Annotated in this window: 21 protein-coding genes; 7 read left to right on the top strand and 14 right to left on the bottom strand. The window is 68.0% G+C overall.

Annotated features, from left to right (window positions below; all coding sequences use genetic code 11):
• Positions 1–3: 3 nt before the first annotated feature.
• Positions 4–558 (top strand): carboxymuconolactone decarboxylase family protein, encoded by a 555-nt coding sequence (locus ACEQX1_RS20120; protein ID WP_370197520.1) that lies wholly within the window; start codon positions 4–6, stop codon positions 556–558.
• A 100-nt stretch (positions 559–658) separates the two neighbouring features.
• Here the strand turns inward: ACEQX1_RS20120 and ACEQX1_RS20115 are convergent, their stop codons facing one another.
• The 4 genes from ACEQX1_RS20115 to ACEQX1_RS20100 all read right to left on the bottom strand — a co-directional run bounded on the left by ACEQX1_RS20115 (position 659) and on the right by ACEQX1_RS20100 (position 4,346).
• Complete coding sequence (locus tag ACEQX1_RS20115) at positions 659–1,417, bottom strand: ABC transporter ATP-binding protein (RefSeq protein ID WP_370197518.1); 759 nt, start codon at positions 1,415–1,417, stop codon at positions 659–661.
• Entirely contained in the window at positions 1,414–2,433 is a 1,020-nt protein-coding gene (locus ACEQX1_RS20110) for an iron chelate uptake ABC transporter family permease subunit (protein WP_370197516.1), read from the bottom strand. Before ACEQX1_RS20110 ends, ACEQX1_RS20115 begins: the two co-directional genes overlap by 4 nt.
• A complete protein-coding gene (locus tag ACEQX1_RS20105; protein WP_370197514.1) occupies positions 2,426–3,397 on the bottom strand; it encodes an ABC transporter permease in 972 nt (323 codons plus the stop codon). Before ACEQX1_RS20105 ends, ACEQX1_RS20110 begins: the two co-directional genes overlap by 8 nt.
• Before the next feature lie 76 nt (positions 3,398–3,473).
• A complete protein-coding gene (locus tag ACEQX1_RS20100) occupies positions 3,474–4,346 on the bottom strand; it encodes a siderophore ABC transporter substrate-binding protein (RefSeq protein WP_370192385.1) in 873 nt (290 codons plus the stop codon).
• A gap of 374 nt (positions 4,347–4,720) precedes the next feature.
• On the opposite strand from ACEQX1_RS20100, the gene ACEQX1_RS20095 reads away from it, so the two are divergent.
• The 3 genes from ACEQX1_RS20095 to ACEQX1_RS20085 all read left to right on the top strand — a co-directional run bounded on the left by ACEQX1_RS20095 (position 4,721) and on the right by ACEQX1_RS20085 (position 6,600).
• Positions 4,721–5,467, top strand: coding sequence for a siderophore-interacting protein (locus ACEQX1_RS20095; protein WP_370192356.1), 747 nt, complete (start codon positions 4,721–4,723; stop codon positions 5,465–5,467).
• A gap of 85 nt (positions 5,468–5,552) precedes the next feature.
• Positions 5,553–5,963, top strand: a complete 411-nt coding sequence (locus tag ACEQX1_RS20090) for a hypothetical protein (protein WP_370192357.1) — start codon at positions 5,553–5,555, stop codon at positions 5,961–5,963.
• A 55-nt stretch (positions 5,964–6,018) separates the two neighbouring features.
• On the top strand, positions 6,019–6,600 hold the full coding sequence (locus ACEQX1_RS20085) for a copper chaperone PCu(A)C (protein WP_370197512.1): 582 nt from the start codon (positions 6,019–6,021) through the stop codon (positions 6,598–6,600).
• Positions 6,601–6,947: 347 nt separating this feature from the next.
• On the opposite strand, the gene ACEQX1_RS20080 is transcribed toward ACEQX1_RS20085, so the two are convergent.
• From ACEQX1_RS20080 to ACEQX1_RS20065, 4 genes are all read right to left on the bottom strand, one after another.
• A complete protein-coding gene (locus tag ACEQX1_RS20080; RefSeq protein WP_370197510.1) occupies positions 6,948–7,826 on the bottom strand; it encodes a metal ABC transporter permease in 879 nt (292 codons plus the stop codon).
• Positions 7,823–8,710: a metal ABC transporter permease gene (locus ACEQX1_RS20075; RefSeq protein WP_370192361.1), complete on the bottom strand. Its 888-nt coding sequence runs from the start codon at positions 8,708–8,710 to the stop codon at positions 7,823–7,825. Before ACEQX1_RS20075 ends, ACEQX1_RS20080 begins: the two co-directional genes overlap by 4 nt.
• The gene (locus ACEQX1_RS20070; RefSeq protein ID WP_370192362.1) at positions 8,707–9,654 is read right to left on the bottom strand and encodes a manganese/iron ABC transporter ATP-binding protein; all 948 of its coding nucleotides are present in this window, start codon (positions 9,652–9,654) and stop codon (positions 8,707–8,709) included. The genes ACEQX1_RS20075 and ACEQX1_RS20070 overlap by 4 nt, the downstream gene beginning before the upstream one ends.
• A gap of 88 nt (positions 9,655–9,742) precedes the next feature.
• Complete coding sequence (locus ACEQX1_RS20065; protein ID WP_024350190.1) at positions 9,743–10,642, bottom strand: metal ABC transporter substrate-binding protein; 900 nt, start codon at positions 10,640–10,642, stop codon at positions 9,743–9,745.
• A 314-nt stretch (positions 10,643–10,956) separates the two neighbouring features.
• Between ACEQX1_RS20065 and ACEQX1_RS20060 the strand changes: the two genes are divergently transcribed.
• The gene (locus ACEQX1_RS20060) at positions 10,957–11,712 is read left to right on the top strand and encodes a transferase (RefSeq protein ID WP_370192363.1); all 756 of its coding nucleotides are present in this window, start codon (positions 10,957–10,959) and stop codon (positions 11,710–11,712) included.
• On the opposite strand, the gene ACEQX1_RS20055 is transcribed toward ACEQX1_RS20060, so the two are convergent.
• Positions 11,700–12,227 carry a hypothetical protein gene (locus ACEQX1_RS20055; RefSeq protein WP_370192365.1) on the bottom strand — a complete coding sequence of 176 codons (528 nt, stop codon included), beginning with the start codon at positions 12,225–12,227 and terminating at the stop codon, positions 11,700–11,702. The two genes, ACEQX1_RS20060 and ACEQX1_RS20055, sit on opposite strands and share 13 nt — an antisense overlap.
• Before the next feature lie 134 nt (positions 12,228–12,361).
• On the opposite strand from ACEQX1_RS20055, the gene ACEQX1_RS20050 reads away from it, so the two are divergent.
• Both ACEQX1_RS20050 and ACEQX1_RS20045 read left to right on the top strand, forming a co-directional pair.
• Positions 12,362–14,668, top strand: a complete 2,307-nt coding sequence (locus tag ACEQX1_RS20050; protein WP_370192367.1) for an EAL domain-containing protein — start codon at positions 12,362–12,364, stop codon at positions 14,666–14,668.
• Positions 14,669–14,750: 82 nt separating this feature from the next.
• On the top strand, positions 14,751–15,512 hold the full coding sequence (locus ACEQX1_RS20045) for a hypothetical protein (protein WP_370192368.1): 762 nt from the start codon (positions 14,751–14,753) through the stop codon (positions 15,510–15,512).
• Positions 15,513–15,527: 15 nt separating this feature from the next.
• Here the strand turns inward: ACEQX1_RS20045 and ACEQX1_RS20040 are convergent, their stop codons facing one another.
• From ACEQX1_RS20040 to ACEQX1_RS20020, 5 genes are all read right to left on the bottom strand, one after another.
• The gene (locus ACEQX1_RS20040) at positions 15,528–15,668 is read right to left on the bottom strand and encodes a hypothetical protein (RefSeq protein WP_187390765.1); all 141 of its coding nucleotides are present in this window, start codon (positions 15,666–15,668) and stop codon (positions 15,528–15,530) included.
• Between the two features lie 215 nt (positions 15,669–15,883).
• Positions 15,884–16,855 carry a tripartite tricarboxylate transporter substrate binding protein gene (locus ACEQX1_RS20035; protein WP_370192369.1) on the bottom strand — a complete coding sequence of 324 codons (972 nt, stop codon included), beginning with the start codon at positions 16,853–16,855 and terminating at the stop codon, positions 15,884–15,886.
• Positions 16,856–17,038: 183 nt separating this feature from the next.
• Entirely contained in the window at positions 17,039–18,316 is a 1,278-nt protein-coding gene (locus ACEQX1_RS20030; protein ID WP_370197508.1) for a diguanylate cyclase, read from the bottom strand.
• On the bottom strand, positions 18,313–18,681 hold the full coding sequence (locus tag ACEQX1_RS20025; protein ID WP_370192371.1) for an Hpt domain-containing protein: 369 nt from the start codon (positions 18,679–18,681) through the stop codon (positions 18,313–18,315). Before ACEQX1_RS20025 ends, ACEQX1_RS20030 begins: the two co-directional genes overlap by 4 nt.
• Complete coding sequence (locus ACEQX1_RS20020) at positions 18,678–19,910, bottom strand: response regulator (RefSeq protein WP_370192372.1); 1,233 nt, start codon at positions 19,908–19,910, stop codon at positions 18,678–18,680. The genes ACEQX1_RS20025 and ACEQX1_RS20020 overlap by 4 nt, the downstream gene beginning before the upstream one ends.
• Between the last annotated feature and the right edge of the window lie 153 nt (positions 19,911–20,063).

Genomic DNA, 20,063 nt, shown 5'->3' with positions numbered 1-20,063 from the left:
ATCATGACCGACTTTACCCTGCACGACGAAAATACCGCGCCGGACGACAGCAAGCCGCTGCTTGCCAAGTCCCAGAAGGCCTTCGGGATGGTCCCCGGCCTGCATGCGGTCATGGCCGAGGCCCCGGGTCTGCTGGACGCCTATCAGCAGGTCCACGAGCTGTTCCTGAACTCCAGCTTCGACAAGGACGAGACCACCGTCGTCTGGCAGACGGTGAACGTCGAGAACAACTGCCATTACTGCGTCCCGGCCCATACCGGCATCGCCAAGGCGATGGGCGTCGACGATGCCATCACCGAGGCGCTGCGCAACGAGACGCCGCTGCCCAACGCCCGGCTCGAGGCGCTGCGCGACTTCACCCTCAGCGTGGTGCGCGATCACGGCAATGTCGATGACGCGAAGGTGCAGGCGTTCCTCGATGCCGGCTTCACCAAGCGCAACATTCTCGAAGTGGTGCTCGGCTATTCGCAGAAGGTGATGTCGAACTACACCAACCACCTGGCGCAGACCCCGGTCGACAAGCCGTTCCAGAAATTCGCCTGGCAGAAGGGCGCCTGAGCGTCAGCCAGCCGGCACGCGGGATAAGCCTGTCCCGTCACCGAACGCGGCCTGCCATCCTTCGGGGTGGCGGGCCGTCGCCGTTTCGGCAGCTGGTGCCTCAGCGCCGGAACAGGCAGGTGCGCTGGCCCTCGATCTCGCGGATCATCACCGGCAGGCCGAACACCGCCTCGACCACCTCTTCGGTGATCACCGCCGCGACGGGGCCCTCATGGGCGACCTTGCCATCGCACATGGCGACGATGCGGTCGGCATAGGCGCTGGCGAAATTGATGTCGTGCAGGACGACGACGATCGTCTTGCCCAGTTCGTCCGCGGCGCGGCGGATCAGCCGCATCATCGCCACCGCATGGCGGATGTCGAGATTGTTCAGCGGCTCGTCGAGAAGGATGGTGCCGGTGTCCTGCGCCAGCACCATGGCGACGAAAGCCCGTTGGCGCTGGCCACCGCTGAGTTCGTCGAGATAGCGCTCGGCCAGATCCGACAAATCGAGATAGGTGATCGCCTCGGCCACCTTGGCGTGGTCGGCGGCGCCCATGCGTCCCTTCGAATGGGGAAAGCGGCCGAAACCGACGAGATCGCGCACGGTCAGCCGCACCGACAGCCCGTTCTCCTGCCGCAGGATGGCGAGCCGCTTGGCGAGTTCGTCGCCCTTGGTGCGGGTGACGTCGAGGCCGTCCACGAGGACGCGGCCGCCATCCATCGGCAGGAGCCGCGCGATCATCGACAGGAGCGTCGACTTGCCGGCGCCGTTCGGTCCGATGATCGCCGTCACACCGCCCGCCGGAAGCGACAGGCTGACGCCATCGACCACCAGGGCGCGATCGTAGCGCTTGGTCAGGTGCTCGGCCTCGATCATGCGATGCCTTTCTTCAGGATGAGGGCGAGGAAGACGAGGCCGCCGGCGAACTCGACGACGATCCCTAAGGCCGTGTCGAAATGCAGGACGTGTTCGAGCACCGTCTGGCCGCCGACGAGGCAGATGATCGCGATCAGCGAGGCCGCTGTCATCGTCAGGCGATGGCTGCGCGCGCCGACGAGGCTGACCGCCAGGCTGGCGACGAGCAGGCCGAAGAAGGTGACCGGGCCGACCAGCGCCGTTGAGACCGACACCAGCACCGCCACCGTGGCAAGGACCAGCATGACGGCGCGGCGATGGGCGATGCCCAGCGAGATGGCGCGGTCGCGGCCAAGCGACAGGACGTCGAGTGTCGGGGTCATGCGCCACAGGGCAAGGCTGGCGCCCCCGATCAGCACGGCGGCGACGCCCAGAAGGCCGGTCTCGATGGTGTTGAAGCTGGCGAAGAGCCGGTCCTGCAGGACGATGAAGTCGTTCGGGTCGATCAGTCGCTGCATGAGACCGGCGGTGGAATGGAACAGGATGCCCAGAACGACGCCGATCAGGAGCAGCCGGTGAATGTCGCGCGTGCCGGCGCCGATCAGCGTTCCGTAGAGGCCGCAGGCGAACAGCACCATGACCAGGAGCTCGCCGGCAAACAGCGCGGTGGGAGCGATCGCCGCCGTGGTGGCGGCACCGGTCAGGAACACGAGCAGCGTCTGGATCAGCCGGTAGAGGGCGTCGAAGCCCATGATCGACGGCGTCAGGATGCGGTTGCCGGCGATCGTCTGGAACACCACGGTCGACGTCGCGATGGCGTGGGCGACGAGCAGCATCGCCGCCAGCTTGGCGCCGCGGAACGGCAGCACGAACGACCAGTTGCCGCGCGCCCCGAGCGTCAGGAAGAGGACGCAGGCGAGGATTGCCAGCGCCGCCAGAACGAGGAGGGTCAGGCGTTCGGGTCGGTCGCTCCGCCGGGGCGGCGTCGTCGCGCGGGCGGTCCCGGTGCGACCGTGGGTGGCGCCGAGGTCAACCAAGGCTCGGCCTCCGGCGGAAGATGATCGCCAGGAACACGCAGGCGCCGAGAACGCCCATGATCGTGCCGGCCGGGATCTCGTAGGGCGCCCGCACCAGCCGCCCGACGAGGTCGCAGGCCAGCACCAGCGCCGCGCCCGACAGGGCGACATAGGGCACCGTGCGCCGGCCATTGTCGCCGACGAGCATGGAGACGAGGTTCGGCACGACGAGGCCGACAAAGGGGATGCTGCCCACCGACACGATAGTGACGGCGGCGACGAGGGAGACGACGACGAGGCCGAGCGCCAGAACGCGCTCGTAGGAAAGCCCCAGATTGGTCGCCACGTCGCGGCCGAGGCCGGCGAGGGTGAAGCGGTCGGCGGCCAAGACCGCCAGGATCGTCAGGCCGAAGGCGATCCAGAGGAGTTCGTAGCGGCCGCGCAGCACCATCGAAAAATCGCCGCTCACCCAGGCGCCGAGCGACTGCAGCAGATCGAAGCGATAGGCGAGGAAACTCGCTCCGGCCCCGATGATGCCCGACAGGATCAGCCCGACCAGCGGCACCAGCATGCCGGAGCGCAGCCGCAGCCGGGCGATGATCGCCATGAACAGCGCCGTGCCGGCCAGCGCGAATCCGGCGGCGATCAGCATCTTGCCGAAGACCGGGAGGCCGGGGGCGAGGATCGTCACCGCGAGGAGGCCGAGGCTCGCCGATTCCGTCGTGCCGACGGTCGACGGTTCGACGAAGCGGTTCGACGACAGCATCTGCATGATCAGGCCGGCGACGGCGAGGCCGGCCCCGGCGAGCAGCGCCGCGAGCGTGCGGGGAATCCGGCTGACCAGCAGCAGCCGCAGGCCATCCGCGTCCAGTCCTCCGGCCACGAGCGTGCCTGCCGACAATGCGCCGGCGCCGACAAAGACGCTGGCGAGAGCCAGGAGGACGATCGTGGCGATCAGGCCAGCGATGATGCGGGAATGGGACATGGCGGTCGTGGTTGCTGCCGGCGCGGGACGGGGCAGGGCGCAAAAGGAGCGTGCGTCGGGGCGGGGCCCCTTCGCGTCAGGAGCCCTTGTCGAAGCGCGCCGTCAGTTGCTCGACATTGGTCTCGAGCGCGGTCAGGCCCGGGGCGGTGAGATACCAGGTGGCCGGGTTCAGATAGACGACATGGTCAGAACGCCACGCCTTGGTGTTCTCGACCAGTTCGTTCTGCAGAAGCGCCGCCGCGGCGCCCTGGCCGATGGCGGCGTCGCGGTCGATCACGAACAGCCAGTCCGGATCGGTATCGGCGATATATTCGAAGGAGACCGCTTCGCCGTGATTGGCGGCCTCGAGGCCCGGGTCCGCCGGCGTGACGCCGAACTCGGCGTGCAACAGCCCGAAACGCGAGCCGGCGCCGAAGGCGCTGATGCGGTTGCCGGTGGTCATGACGATGAGGCCGGTGCCGACGCCGGCCGACGTCTCCTTCAGCGCCGCGATCCGGCCCTGCAGATCCGCGATCCGCTGCTCCGCCAGGTCGGCCTTGCCGAAGATGGCGCCGAGCGTGGTGATCCGCTCGAAGGCACTGGCGAGGAGATTGCCGGCATCGACGGTCATGTCGATGGTCGGCGCGATCCGTGCCAGCGCCTCGGTCTGTTCGCTGGAGCGCCCGCCGGCGATGATCAGGTCGGGGGCGAGGGCGGCGACCGCCTCGAAATCGGGCTCGAAGATCGAGCCGACCTTCGGCGTGGCGTCGCCGGCATAATCGGCGAGATAGTCCGGGAACGGCGCGGCCGGCAGGCCGGCCATGGGAACGTCCAGCGCGTCGAGCGTATCGATAGACGCCATGTCGAAGACGACGACCGTCTTCGGCTCGGCCGGAATGACGACGTCGCCGCGATAGGTCGAGACCGTCATCTCGCCGGATGCCGGCTCCTGGGCGAGCGCCGGCGCCATGGACAGCGCCAGGGCGCACCAGGCCGCCACCAGGTACGACAAGAGGCGGGGGCGGCGAGACGATGGCGCCCCAGAGCGGGCCGAAACGGGCTGGAATGCGGACATGTCTGATCCTTTGCGAGTCTGCCGGACGGCGGGCCGACAGGGCTGAGTGGATAATATGAAAATCATTGTCAAGATTAGTGGCGCCTTGGGAGCCGGGCGCGGGCCGGCAAGTTTCCGCAACACTTCCACATAACCTGAGAATTGAAATCATGTTTAGTCCGGGCTATGGCGGCCCGGAAGATCGGGCGGTGGCCATGGCGCCGTGCCGGCTGGGCGGGCTGGGGCGACGAGGCCCGCCGCCGCAATGACAGACAGGGAAGCAGTGCCGCATGAAGCACGAGATCATTCGCGTTCGCCATGAATTGCGGCGACGGGACCTTGAGGTCAGCCGGGTCGAATATCCGACGCCGGGCATGCTCCGCATGACCCTGACCGGTGAGGAGCTGGAGGGGTTTCACAGCCCGTCCGCCGACGACCATGTGAAGCTGTTCATTCCGCAGCCCGACGGCGAGCCGGCGATGCGCGACTACACCCCGCGCCGCTACGATGCGCAGACGCAGTCGCTGGTCCTCGATTTCGCGCTGCATGACGGCGGCCCGGCCACGCTCTGGGCGCGCTCGGCGAAGGAGGGGGATCGCCTGCAGATCGGGGGGCCGCGCGGATCGTCCATCGTGCCGCATGATTTCGACTGGTGGCTGATGGTCGGCGACGAGACCGCGCTGCCGGCGATCGGCCGGCGGCTGGAAGAGTTCGCGCCGGGCACGCCGGTCACCACGCTGGTCGCGGTCGAAGGCCCGGAAGAAGAGCAGGCGCTTGCGACCCGGGCCGCGCATCGGCCGCTCTGGGTGCACCGGCCTCTTGCGGCCGCCTCCGACCCCGCGCCGGTTCTCGCGGCGCTGGCCGATCTGTCGCTGCCGGAGGGCGAGGGCTTCGTCTGGATCGCGGCGGAAAGCCGCGTGGCAAAGGCCGTCCGCGCCCATGTGACGGACGTCTGGGGCCATCCCAGGCATTGGCTGAAATCCAGCGGCTACTGGAAGCTCGGCACCAAGGACAGCCACGAGGAATTCGACGATTGAGCACAGGCATCCGCCCCCGGTCTGCACCGACGAAAGCCGGCTCCGGCAGCTACCCTTGCCGCGGATCGCGTGATATCTGCCGGGCATGACGACGCTCCGGCGCTTCCTTGCGGACCGATCCGCGGCCCTCGCGGCCATGCTGATCCTGACCCAGCTTCTCCTGGGTCAGGCGGCGGTATCGGGTTTTGCCTGCGCCAGGATGGACGCGTCCGCCGCAGCAGGCGTGACCGTCATCTGCGTCGGCGACGGCTTCGAGACGCGGTCGGTTCCGGCGGGTGACCCATCCGGGCACGATTGCTGCGTCGATTGCCCCTCCGCGGCCGGATGCGGCCAGAGCCCGGCCCTGCCGGCGATGGCCGATCTCGCCTCCTACGCGCTTTCGGCCAGCGCCACCGACGCGGTCGTGGCCTGGACGCCGTCAGCCGCCGCCCTCGGCCCGCGCGCGCCGCCGCCGGGGCTCGCTTTGCAACGCGGCCCACCACTTCTCTCCGTCTGAACAAACGGCCCGACTCCTTCGCGGCCCTGCCTGTCCTGTTCAAATGGAGACTTCCATGTCCCTTCGCATCACGCTGGCTGCCGCAGCAGCTCTCACGCTCGGCCTGCTGTCGGCCGCTTCCGCCCATGACTACAAGGTCGGCGACATCACCATCGCCCATCCGTGGAGCCGTGCCACGCCGCCCAACGCCGCCGTCGGCGGCGGCTACATGGTCATCGAGAACCACGGCCCGTCGGACGATCGGCTGCTTGGCGGCGCAACGCCAATCGCCGGCGAGGTCCAGATCCACACGATGGAAATGGACGGCGACGTCATGAAGATGCGCCGGCTCGAAGACGGCGTCGCGGTGCCCGCCGGCGCCACGGTCGCGCTGGAGCCCGGCGCCTATCACCTCATGCTCATGAACCTGACGGAGCCGCTCACCGAAGGCAGCCGCGTGCCGCTGACCCTGCGGTTCGAAAAGGCCGGACCGGTCGAGATGGAGCTGGCGGTCGAGGGCATCGGCGCCCGGGCGCCGGGCGCCATGGACCACGGCGCGCATGGCGGCGCCGCGATGTCGCACGGAGCCGGCGACATGCCGGCCGATGCGGGCGGACACGGCGCCATGGGCGACGGCGCCGAGCCGCACCAGCACTAGCCGCACCCCTCCGAACGCAGCCTGCGGACTGCGCCTGACGAAGGATCGCGAGGCCGCGCCACGGCGCCGTCTCGCGGTCCCGCGCGCAGCGCGTCCGAGCCGCTTTTCCTTCATCCGTCAGCGATCGCAGGATCGGCCACGGCGTCGCCCTGGGTCTTTGCGGGACTGCTGGCGATCCTCGCGTTCGGCGGTGTGCTGTTTCCGCTGGTCGGCCTGTCGCTGATCGTGATGCTGGCGCTCGATCTTGCGCTCAGCCGCTTCTGGCGGCGCGGACGGGCTTGACCTCAGGCGGCAGAAATCACCGGTCCGGCGTTGCCGGGCCGGGGATGCCTAGATTCCGGCCCGCGTCACTCCGCTGCGGTGGGAGCCAGCATGGCGGGCGCGTCCTCGCGGGCGCGGCGCGAGTGCCGGCGGGTCGTGCGCAGTCGGTTGACGAAGGCGGCGATGAAGATCGCCGTCAGCACCAGCACGATCGTTGCCGCCGGCGCGCTGTCGAGGAAGAAGCTGAGATAGGTGCCGATGAGCATCGCCGACACGCAGACCGCGACCGAGACGACCAGCATCCGTCCGAAGCTGCGCACCAGCAGGAAGGCGATGGCACCCGGCGTCACCAAGAGCGCCACGGCAAGGATCAGCCCGACCGAGGTCAGGGTCGCGACGATGGTCAGAGACAGGCTGGCAAGCAATCCGTAGTGCAGGAGACCGGTGTTCAGGCCCGAGGCCTGGGCCTGCGCCGGGTCGAAGGCATGGAGCAGCAGGTCCTTCCATTTCAGGAGCAGCAGCGCCGAGACGACCAGGGCGATGATCCCGGAGGTCACGAGGTCCTTGGCGCCGATCCCCAGCATGTTGCCGAACAGGACATGGTCGAGATGCTCGTTGGTGTGGATCGAGGTGTAGAGGATGATGCCGACCCCGAACATGCCGGAGAAGACCACGCCCATCACCGTATCCTGCTTCACCCGGCTGTTGTGCGAGAGATAGCCGGTGAGCAGTGCGCAGGTCATGCCGGCGACGAAGGCGCCGACGATCAGCGGGATGTTGAGCACCCAGGCGAGGACGACGCCCGGCAGCGTGGCGTGGCTGACCGCATCGCCCATCAGCGCCCAGCCCTTGAGGACAAGAAAGCAGGAGAGGAGGGCGGTCGGCGGCCCGACCATCAGGACGATCCAGAAGGCGTTCTGCATGAACGGGAACTGGAACGGCAGGAGAAGCTGCTCGAGGCTCATGCCGCTTCCTCCCGGATGGCATCCGGCCGCGGCGTGGCGAGCGCAGCGGCGGTCTTGCGCCGGGCGGCGATCAGCCCGTGCTTGGGCGCAAAGACGAAGGCGACGAGGAAGATCACCGTCTGCAGCGTGACGATCACGCCGCCGGTCGCCCCGTCGAGGAAGTAGCTGAGATAGGCGCCGACGAAGCTGGTGACGGCGCCGATGGCGACGGACAGGCCGATCAGCCGCGGAAACCGGTCCGACAGGAGATAGGCGGTGGCGCCGGGCGTCACCACCATGGCGATGACGAGGAAGGCGCCGACGGTCACCATCGCAGCGACGATCGCCGCCGACAGGAGCATGAAGAACAATACCTTCAGGAGATCCGGGCGCAGGCCGATCGAGCGCGCATGGTTCTCGTCGAAGAAGGTGACCATCAGATCCTTCCACTTGGCGAGGAGCACGACGAGGCAGACGAGGCCGATGATCGCCAGTTGCAGCGTGTCCTCAGGCGTGATGGCGAGGATGTTGCCCATGACGATGGTCTGGATCGACACCGAGACCGGGCTGATCGACACCATGAACAGGCCGAGCCCGAAGAAGGAGGTGAAGATGATGCCGATGATGACGTCGATCTTCAGGCCCGAGCGCCCCGACAGGAACAGCATGGCGCCGGCCGCCAGCCCGCCTGCGATGAAGGCGCCGAGGGAGAAGGGCAGGCCGAGCATGAAGGCGCCGGCAACGCCCGGCACGACCGAATGGCTGAGCGCGTCGCCGATCAGCGACCAGCCCTTCAGCATCAGATAGGCCGAGAGGAAGGCGCAGACGCCGCCGACGAGGGCCGAGACCCACATGGCGTTGGTCATGTAGCTGTACTGGAACGGCTCGAGCAGCGTGGTGATCATCGCCGCTCCCCGTCCTGCGGGGCCTTGCCGGACGTCCTGGCCGGCGCGGCTGTGGCGCGCGGCTCGCCGTAATGGACGAAGGCGCGCTCGTCGTCGGTGATGATCGACAGTTCGCGCGGATCGTCGTCGTCGTGCAGGGCGGCGCCCGCCAGCGTCACGTGGCGCAGCACGCCGCCGAAGGCGCGCTCCAGATTGCGCCGGGTGAAGATCGCCGCGGTCGGCCCGTAGGCCAGCACCGTGCCCTTGACCAGCACGACCCGGTCGCAGAATTCCGGCACCGAGCCGAGATTGTGGGTAGAGACCAGCATCACCCGGCCTTCGGCCTTCAACTCGCGCAAGAGGGCGACGATCTGTTCCTCGGTCTTCACGTCGACGCCGGTGAAGGGCTCGTCGAGGAGGATCACCTGGCCGTCCTGCGCCAGGGCCCGCGCGAGGAAGACCCGCTTGCGCTGGCCGCCGGAGAGCTCGCCGATCTGGCGGTGCCGCAGATCCTGCATGCCGACCCGCGAGAGCGCCTGGTCGACGGCGGCGCGGTCGGCCGCGGCGGGGCGGCGCAGGAAGCCCATATGGCCGTAGCGGCCCATCATCACCACGTCCTCGACGAGGACCGGGAACGCCCAGTCCACCTCTTCCGACTGCGGCACATAGGCGACGAGGTTCTCGCGCAGCGCCTGCTTCACCGAACGGCCGAGCAGGGTGATCTCGCCGCGCGCCGCCGGCACGAAGCCCATGATCGCCTTGAACAGGGTGGACTTGCCGGCGCCGTTGACGCCGACCAGGGCGGTGATCGTGCCGCGCGGGATCTGGAAGGTCGCGTCGTGCAGCGCGGTATGGCCGTTGCGATAGGTCACGGTCACGTTGTGCGCCGAGATGCCGTCGCCGGTCGCAGTGCTGCCGGCCGGCCGGTCGTCCGCTACGTCAGACGTCTCGCGCGTGATGGTCATGGGGTGCCTGTCAGATCCCTTGGCTGCTCGGATGGGGAAGCCGTCGTGCGAAGGTCGCCGCGGCTTGCCACCGTAGATGGAGAGGCGGTTACTGGCTGTCCACTGCCAGGCCGTCGGCAATCGTCTCGGCGTCGGTCCGCAGGAGATCGAGATAGGTCGGCACCGGCCCGTCCGGCCCGGACAGCGAATCCACGTAGAGGACGCCGCCGAAGGTCGAGCCGGTCTCGCGCGCCACCTGTTCGGCCGGTGCGGAACTGACGGTGCTCTCGCAGAAGACGGCGGGAATGTCGTTCTCGCGCACCGCGTCGATCACCTTGCGCACCTGTTGCGGCGTGCCGGTCTGGTCGGCGTTGATGGGCCACAGATACAGCTCCTTCATGCCGAAGTCGCGGGCGAGATAGCTGAACGCGCCCTCGCAGGTGACCAGCCAGCGCCGGTCTTCCGGGATGGCGGCGATCCGGTCGCGCAGCGGCGCGATCGTCTCCGTGATCTGCTGCTTGTAGCGCTCGGCATTCGCCCGGTAGGCGTCGGCATGGTCCGGGTCGTTTGTGGCGAGGGCGTCGCTGATGTTGTCGACATAGACCATCGCGTTCTCCAGCCCCATCCAGGCATGTGGATTGGCCAGGCCCTCGTAATCGCCCTCGGCGATGGAGATCGGCGCAATGCCGTCGCTCAGGGTGGCCGAGGGCATGTCGCCGAGATTGGCGACGAACTGCTCGAACCAGCGCTCCAGATTGAGGCCGTTCCACAGGATCAGGTCGGCGCCGCTGGCCCGCACGATGTCCTGCGGCGTCGGCTGGTAGCCGTGGATCTCGGCGCCGGGCTTGGTGATGGACACCACATCCGCATGCTCGCCGGCCACGTTCTGCGCGATGTCGGACAGGATCGTGAAGGTTGTCACGACCTTGAGCCGCTCCTGCGCTGTGGCGCCCGTCGCCAGGAGCGCTGCGGCGAAGGCGGCGAGGATCGTCGTTCGAACGAACGGCATGGGGTCTCCAATCTCTGTCGGTCGGTGCACGCTGCCTGCCAATTCCCACTTTTGCAAGTGCAAATCGTTTGCAACTGGGTTCCGCGAGGAGCGCGGTGGCGTCTGCGGGATGTAGGCCTCCGAAGGCTCCGCGGAACCGCCTTTCGCATCCCGCAGTCATCCTCGCCATCACCGCCGATGCGTCCGGTCTGGACGGCCTCGCATCAGCTTTCGTCGGCACAGTCGGCTGGAGCGATCCCACGGTATTTCAAGCTGGCCTGAATCATTAAGATTTGATTAGAACTTGAGCGAATGGTTAACGGGCGGAAAACGGCATGGCATTGAGTGAACTCGTTGTACGGACACGGGCGGACAGCGATGTGCTGCGCCGGCAGGCGGTCGAGGTCGAGGATGCCGTCTGGGGCCCGCTGGGCTTCCTGAACCATACACGGGCCCATCGTGAACATTACGACAGGCTGCTGGAAGACCATGCCGACCTGCAGCTCTGCCTCGTCGACGAGGCGACGGGCCGCCCGGTCGCGCTGGCCAATTGCGTGCCGGTGGCGTTCGCGGGCGATCTGTCCGAACTCCCGGCGGAAGGCTGGGACTGGCTGGTCGAGACCGGCGGGACGGGCCGCCGCAGCCAGGCCAATGTTCTTGGCGCTTTGGCCATCTCGGTGCCGGTCGCCGAGCGCGGCAAGGGCTACGCCTTCCGGATGATCGGCGAGCTGCACCGGATCGCCGAGGCCAATGGCTTCGAGCGGATGATCGCGCCGGTGCGCCCCTCCGCCAAGACAATCCATCCCCATGCGTCCATGGCCGATTATATCGGCTGGCAGGACGAGCGCGGTCGTTGCTTCGATCCCTGGCTGCGCAGCCATCTCGCGCAAGGCGGCCGGGTGGTTCACCCCTGCGAACGGTCCATGGTCGTCAGCGAGCATATCGCCTTCTGGGAAACCTGGGCGGGGCGGCGGTTCGAGACCTCGGGCGACTATACGCTGGCCGGCGGGCTGGTGCCGGTCGCCATCGACGTCGAACGCCAGCGCGGCACCTATTCGGAACCCAATGTCTGGGTGGCCTACACGCACTGACCCTTCGGATGGCCGACGTAAACCGTCAGCGTCGGGGCACTGTCTCCGTCGGCTGACGCCGGCGCTGGCGGAAACGACAGGACCGCGAGCGCTTCGGCACTCATGCCGGGCTCGCGGATCGTGCGCCACAGCCACAGGGCGCGGGCGACGCGGCCATTGCCCATGGTGAAGGGGCGCAGCATCGCGAAGAGCTGCACCGCCTCGTCGGCCGAGGCCAGGCCGGAGCGGGTGAGGGCGAGGAGATCGGCGAGAGCGTCCGGCAGGGATGGCACAACGCCGTGCTGATCGGCGGCTTCGGGCGCGACAGGCGCCTCCCGCAGCGTGGCCCCCGGCGCCAGATAGGCGGCGAGGATCTCAAGATTCGCGACACGGGGCTCGTTGGCCGCGAGGAATCCGCGATGCGCCGCAATGACGCCTTCGCTCGGCTGTTGCGTTTCGCCACTGCGCCGGAGGCTGTCGGCCACCAGTGAAGGGACCCAGCTTCCGAACGCCGCGGCGGCCATGTCGAGCGGCATGGGCGGGTCCATCCTTTGTGGCGGCGGCGGCTCCTCGGGCGAGGACTGTGCCGGATGGGAATCAGCCTAACCCACCATTCCTTCAACTATTCTTAGCGCTTCGCCCCTAAGCCAAAGGGGAAAGCGAGATTGAGATGCGTGACATCCCGAAGAAAAGTGAGGCTCGCCCCCGGCCCAATCTGCGTCGCCTCGCGCAGGTCGTCGGCGGCACCGTGGCCGTGGCCAGCGCCCTGTTGATCTGTGTCATCGTGTATACGGGCATCAAGGCGAACCGCACCGAGGTTCAGGCCGAAAGGGCCAGGATCGAGAATGCGCTGAACCAGAGCGTTGCCCGGACCCTCGACCAGCAGAAGAGCGTCGCCTGGTGGGACGATGCCGTCCGATTGATCGTCGATACGCCCGATCTCGGTTTCATCGACAGCAATTTCGGCATCTTCCTGACCGAGACCTACGGGCACGACGAGGTCTACATCGTCGATTCCCAGAACGAGCCGGTCTACGCCTATCGCGACCAGGGGCGGCAGGAGCCCGATGCCTTCGAGGCGCGGCGGCAGGAAGTCCTGCAGGTGCTGACGGCGACTCGCACCGGCGGCAATGCCGGCCTGGCGGAGCGCGACGACTTCTTCTCCGAGCGCCAGAAGCACTACGAGGTGCTCAAGAAGGTGCTGGGCGTCGCGTCCTGGCAAGGCGCGATCCTGACCGTCGACGAGAAACCGGCCATCGTGACCGCCATCACGATCGTCCCGAATGTCGACATGACGCTGTTGCGCCAGCCGCCTTACGTCCTCCTGAGCGTGGACTGGATCGACGCCGACTTCCTGCAGCAGCTCAGCCAGTTCCTGCTGATTCCGGATATCACCTTCACGGCGGCTAAGCGCACCGGGGCCGCGACCATCTCGGAGGCCTTCGTCACCGACGACAATCGCTCCACCGGATATCTGAACTGGACCACGAAGCGACCGGGCCAGCCGCTCCTGACGATCGTGCTGCCGCTGGTCGCCGTTGCCGTGATCGGCCTCAGCCTTTTGTGCGCCGTCATGCTGCGCCGGCTGATCCGGGCATCGAACGAGCTGTCGGCCCGCGAAGCCGCCGCCCGCTACGAGGCCGCCCACGATTCCCTGTCCAAGCTGCCTAACCGGCCGGCCTTCGTCTTCGCCGCCAATCAGGCCCTCGACGGGCTCCAGGAGCGGGGCCGGGGCGGCAGCATGACCATCGGCTATCTCGACGTCGACCGCTTCAAGGACATCAACGATACGCTCGGCCATCATATCGGCGACGGGCTGATCAAGGCGTTCGGCGAGCGACTGCGCCAGCATCTGGGGCCGCACGATTTCCTCGCCCGCTTCGGCGGCGACGAATTTGCGATCTTCCGGTCGCGCAAGGGTGTCAGCTTCGCCAAGCCGCTGGCCTCGCTGGTCGTCGAGGCGTTCCAGCAGCCCTTGCTGATCGAAGGTCACGAGATCACCGTCACCGCCTCGCTGGGCCTCGCGCAGTTCCCGGAGCACGGGACCTCCATCGAGGACCTGATGCGCCATGCCGACATCGCGCTCTACGAAGCCAAGCGTCTCGGCCGCGGCCATGCGGCCTGGTTCACGACCCAGATGGCGGCAAGCCTGCGCCAGAAGCGCGAGATCGAGATGGATCTTCTCGAGGCGCTGAACGGCGAACAGTTCGACCTGCATTACCAGCCGATCATCTCAGCCCGCTCCAACCGGATCGTCGCCGTCGAGGCGCTGCTGCGGTGGAAGCATCCGGTCAAGGGCATGATCAGCCCCAGCGTCTTCATTCCGATCGCCGAAGAGATCGGCCTGATGTCGAAGCTCGGCGACTGGGTCCTGAAACGCGCCATGACCTCGGCCGCGCTCTGGCCGGATATCGAAGTCACGATCAACCTGTCGCCGGCCCAGTTCTACCAGAGCGATCTGGAAATCCGGCTGCAGGAGCTGATCGCCGAGACCGGCGTCTCCCCGACGATGGTCACGCTGGAAATCACCGAAGGACTGCTGCTCGAACCCTCGCCCCGCATCATGGCGACGCTGCAGGCGATCCGGGACCTCGGGTTCCAGATCGCGCTGGACGATTTCGGCACCGGCTTCTCCAGCCTGAGCTATCTGGTCGAGTACCGCTTCGACAAGCTGAAGATCGACCGCAGCTTCGTCAGCGCGATCTCCCAGGCAGGATCGGCCCAGACCGTGGTGCAGGCGGTCATCCGCCTCGGCCATGCGCTAGGCATGGAAGTGGTTGCCGAGGGCGTCGAAACCGTGACGGACAGCGTCACCATGCGCTTCTGGGGCAGCGATCACCTGCAGGGCTACTTCTTCTCGAGGCCGCTGCCGGCCGAGGAACTCATCGCCTTCATCGGCTCGTATAATTCCTCGAGCGTGGCCCTGCAGTTCGACGAGGCGAGCAATCTGCTTCAATCGAACGGCAGCCTCGGCTAAGGGCTGGTCGGCAGGGGCAGCGCCTGCGGTGCGAGAGCGCCGGCGCCTGCCATGCCAGGATCGACGAGCCGTGGAGAAGAGTGTGACGCCAGACAGGGACGGGCCGGCCGGAAACGCCAGCTACAGCTGGTCGGACTTCGACCCGGAATATTATTTCAATCACTATTACGGCGAGCCGCACGCCGATGACGAGGCGGTCATCCGGTCCGCCTGCGCTGCCTTCAAGCGCGCCGAGCCCCTGGGCGGAAAGCTCGACATCGTCGATGTGGGCACCGGGCCAAACCTCTTTCCGCTGATGTGCGCGGCGCCGCGGGCAAGGCGGATCACGGCCTGGGAATATGCCGAGAGCAATGTCGGCTGGCTGCAGGCCGAACTGGCGGCGACGACCCTGCGCCCGCAATGGCAGCATTTCTGGAAGGTGGCGCAGGCCGCCTATGAGCCGGAACTGTCCTTGCCCGACGATCCGCTGCCGATGCTGCGCGCGGCTGCCGAGGTCCGGCGCGGATCGGTCTATGATCTGCCGGAACGCACATGGGACGCGGCCACCATGTTCTTCTGCGCCGAATCCATCACCGAGAAGCGCAGCGAGTTCGATCTGGCCTGCAACCGCTTCGCCCGCTGCGTGAAGCCCGGTGGCAGCCTGATCGCGGCGTTCCTCGTCGGCTCGTCGGGCTATGCCGTGGCCGGCCGGCCGTTTCCGGTCCTCAACGTCTCGGAGGAAGACATTCTCGACGTCTTCGCGCCGCTGGCGACGGACATCCGGACCGAGCGGATCGGCATCGTCGAGGCGGAGATCCGCAGTGGCTATTCGGGCATGCTGTTCCTGACCGCCCGCGCGGTCTGACCGCCGCCGGCCGGCTCACATCATCGAGAGGGCGACGAGGATCGCGAGAGCCCAGCCGACGACCATCGCGGCGCCACCCCAGGCAAGGATGGCGCGAGGCGTCATCGTCCCGGGGTTCGGGATGCGGCCGAGTTCGCGCAGATGATCGAAGGGCATGAAGGACTGTCGTCAGGCGGCGGGACACGAAGTTACGGAGCGCCGCTCAAAAAGACGCATCCGCGTTTTCGTTCCGCCCGACGACAATCCGGGCGTGGCGCGCCTCCGTCACGCCGGCGCTGCCGTCCCAGTCCCGCTCAGCCCGGCGCGCCCATGGCTGCCGTCCGGGCGATCCCGGCCAGTCGCCCGGCCGGGACCGGTGACGGCTCAGGGCGTCAGTTCTTGGCCAGGCCCAGGCCTTCGAGGACCGATTTCGCCTTGGCGGTGAAATCCGCCGCGAAGGCGTCGAACTCGCCGGGCCCATCCCAGACCGGCGTGATGCCCCGTTCCTTCAGCGACGACTGGACCTCGGGACGGGCATTGGCGCGGGCGGCGGCCTGATAGAGGATGTCGCGGGCCTCGGCGTCGATCCCCTTGGGCGCGACCAGCGCGAACCAGTTGGCATAGGACCAGTCCTTGCCGATCGCCTCCCTGACGGTCGGCGCATCCGGGAAGGTCTCGGAACGCTCGTCCAGCATCACCGCGAGGGTGCGCACGCGGCCAGCCTCGAGGAGGCTCAACGCCTCGACCGGCGATCCGGTAAACATCGTGATGCCGCCGGACATGACCTCCATCAAGGCCGGTGCGCCGCCCTGGCTCGGCACCCATTTCAGCTTCTGCGGGTCGATGTCGGCCGCTGCCAGAAGCCCGCCCGCGGCCACATGCCAGGACCCGCCGACGCCCGTTCCCGAGGACGAGTAGCTTCCCGCCGGCTCGCTGCGAACCGCCGCGATCAGTTGCTCCAGCGTCTCGAAGGGCGAATCCGCCGCCACGGTGACGCCGGCCGGGATGATCGCCAGGCGCGAGAACAGGTCGAGATCGTCGAGCGAGATGTCGGCCGTCCCGAGGGTGCGGTAGAGGCCGATCTCCGGGCTGGCGGCGCCGAGCGTGTAGCCATCGGCCTCGGCATTGATGATGGCCGAGTGGCCGGTGATGCCGCCGCCACCGGTGCGGTTGATGACGTTGACCGGCACGCCGAGCTCTTCCTGGAAGCCGGCGGCGAAGGTGCGCACCACGGCATCGGTGCCGCCGCCGGCCGCCCAGGGCACGATGATCGAGATCGGCCGATCGGGAAAGGCGTGTGCCTGTCCCGTGACGGCGAAAAGGCCGGCGATCAGGCCGGCCGCGGCGTTGACGAGCAGTTTCATGATGTCCTCCCAGACGGATCGCGCCGGTTCCCCCATGAAGTCCGGCGAACAATCAGTCTGGATGACCTTCGGGAATGACGAAAGCGCGTCAGGGTTGTTTCGAGCGCAGACGGCCCGGCGCAGCAGGCTGCGAGGCCTGCAAAGCGAAGTCGGCGCCGGCGAACCTTGCCGGCAGCGCCGCGGTCAGGCGCCGGTGATGCGGTTGCGCCCGGCGCGCTTGGCGCCGTAGAGCGCCGCGTCCGCCGCGGCGATCATCGCCGTGCTGTCGGTTCCCTCGCGGGTGCCCGCGATGCCGCCGCTGAAGGTCGCCCGGAACAAGGTGTCGTCGCCGGCATGGCCGATCTGCGAGAACCGCAGGCGGATCCGGTCGAGCACGGCTTGCGCCGCCGCGACCGGCGTGTCGAGCAGCAGCAGGCCGAATTCCTCGCCGCCATAGCGGGCCACCACGTCGGTGCGCCGCAGTCCGCCGACGAGACATTGCGACAGAGCCTGGATCACCCGGTCGCCGGTCTGGTGGCCATGGGTGTCGTTGACCTGCTTGAAATGGTCGATGTCGATCAGCGCCACGGTCAGCGGTGCGCCGGTGCGCCGCGAGCGCTCCAGTTCCAGCGTCACCCGCTCCTTGAACCGGGCATGGTTCAACAGGCCGGTCAGGCTGTCGCGCTCCATGATCTGGCGCAGCGCCAGCGCCCGCTCGGCCCGCATTCGCACGGTGGCCGCGAGATGGGCGAGGTCCACCGGCTTGCGGATAAAATCGTCGCCGCCGATCTGGCGGGCCTGCGTCTGCGCGGCGATATCGCGCTCGGCCGACAGGAAGACGATCGGCAGGGGCAGGGTCTGGCGCGACTGGCGGATGATCTGCGCCAGTTCGAGGCCGCTGGCGCCCGGCATGTGCATGTCGAGCAGCACGAGATCGGGCGTGACCTCGGCGATGTGCCGCAGCGCGTCGGCGGGATAGGTCACCACCCGTGCGTCCATGCCGGCCGCTTCCAGCGCCAGCGCGTAGCTTTCGGCAATCAGTTCGTCGTCGTCGACGATGAGGATCGAGAGGCGCTGCTGGCGGTCGCCGCTGGTCTCGAAATCCGACAGCCACGCGCCGAGTTCGACCGTGTCGACGGGCGTGGCGATGATCGCTTCGATGCCGGCTCGCGCCACGGCGAGCCGCCGGGCGAAGGACGGCGCCGCGTCGGCCAGCACCACCCGCACCCGGTTCTTCAGGACACGGCTCAGCGCCAGATCGGGATCGTAAGCGCCGCACACGACCGCGGCGAGGCAGCCGTCCGGCACGCCGGAGCGGCCGTCAACGGCCTCATAGCCGAGGCCGGACAGGGCCAGCAGCAGGCCGGAGATACGGCCATCATCGGCAAAGGCGCAGACGATCTGGCGCGCCGGGCCTTCATCCTGCCTGCGCATGGCGGTGTCGAGGTCGGAAACGGCGAGGGGGGCTGCCTGGGCGGTCATGCGCCGTCTCCTTCTGCCGGTTCACCGGCTGCGAGCCCGTCTGCGGCAAGATTGTCGCGGATGGCCGCGACGGTACCGCGAATGCGCGCGGCAAGTGCCGCGTCATCGGGATCGGCGGCAATGAAGTCTTCCAGCTCGGCGGCGCTTTTCGAGATGACGGCGAAGCCGAAGGTCCCGCCGGCACCGGCCAGCGAATGGGCGATGCGCCGCACTTCCTCGCGATCGGCGGGCGCGCCTTCGTCGGCGAGCCGTCCGGCCAGCGCGTCGAGCATCGCGACATGCGTGGCGGCGCGCGCGGCGAATTGTTCGCGCAGGCGCAGCAGCCGGGCCTCGATGGCGGCGGTGTCGGGCTGCGGAGCGCTCATGCGGCGCCCGCCACGAATTCGACGCCGATGTCGCGGCCGATCTGCCAGCGCGTGGTCACCCGGCGGGTGATCCCGGTTCCCACGATGGCGAGGTCGAATTCCGCCGGCACGGCAAAATAGCTGTCGACCCTCAGCCGGGCGCCCGATGCGGTCAGGTCGCGGACATTGCAGTCGATGATGGTGCTGCGGCCGTTGATCAGGATCTTGGCCTGTCGCAGCACGCGCTGGCGTCGCTCCTTGCGACGCTCCGTCGCCTGGGTGATCGGCGTCTGGCCCGACTGGGTCGCCCGTGTGGCCGGGACAGCCTCCGCGTCGCCGGCGGTCGGCGTGGCCGAAAAGGCCGTCACGGTCGCGGCTTCGCCGGTGGGCGCAGGACGCGCTGCGGCGATCAGGCCGTCGCCCCTGGTCCCGGCGTCCGGGTGGAGCGCGACGCCGATCTGCGGCGCGAGATGGACCTGCGCCCGGTCGAGGGTGAAGCCCCGGGTCAGCGCCTGGCGCAGGCGCTGGACCATGGTGTCTACATCCGCCAGCGCCGCCGGCCGGTCGACGATGATGACGAAGCCGTTCTCGCCGAGATGGCCGGCGATGTCGCCAGCGGACAGTTGGCCGCGCAATTCGGCGGCGAAGGCGTTCGACAGCCGCTGGCCGGCCATGTAGCCGAGCTCGGCGCGCACGGTGGCGAGTTCATGGATGTCGATGACGATGACCGCGAAGCGCCGGGCGGCGCCGGGGGCGGTGAAGTCGGCCAGCCGCGCCTGCATGAAGCGCTGGTCGTAGAGGCCGGTGGTGGCGTTGAATTCCAGCCGTTCCTGCAGCGCTTCGGTCCTGGCCCGGGCGCCCTGGGCCGCCTCGTGCCGGTCGACCGCGCCGCGCACGGCGCCGACCAGCTCGGTGACCTTCAGGTCCCGCTTCGAGACATAGTCGCTGAAGCCGCTGCGGAAGGCCTTGACCGCGGTCCGTTCGCTGCCGCCGCCGGTCAGCATGACGATGGGAGGCGGGTCCGACAGCATGGCGTTGACGCGTTCGGCAACGGACAGGCCGTTGTTCTGTCCGAGGTCGTAATCCATGAGGATGCAGTCGAACGGCTCGGTGCCGAGGGTGTCGAACAGCGCGGTTTCCGATTCCAGACAGGTGACCCGCATCCCGCCCTGCAGGGCAAGAAGATTGGAGACATAGTCGAGGAAGAGCGGGTCGTCGTCTACGACGGCGAGGCCGATGTCGCGGTCCATATGCTATCCGTCCATTTGCCTGCACCTTGGACATTGCCCAAGGGTGGGTGTTGCGCCGGATAGTCCGGGATCGGCGTTAAGGATGGATTGATAGCGCTTTGAATCCAGATGGTTACGAATAAGAGCGTTGCGCCGCCAACCCGCTTTTCGACA

It is taken from the genome of Aurantimonas sp. (genome assembly GCF_964217435.1).
Classification (GTDB): domain Bacteria; phylum Pseudomonadota; class Alphaproteobacteria; order Rhizobiales; family Rhizobiaceae; genus Aurantimonas; species Aurantimonas coralicida.
Note: the sequence above shows the minus strand (reverse complement) of the source record. Positions and strands in the feature narration are given on the sequence as shown.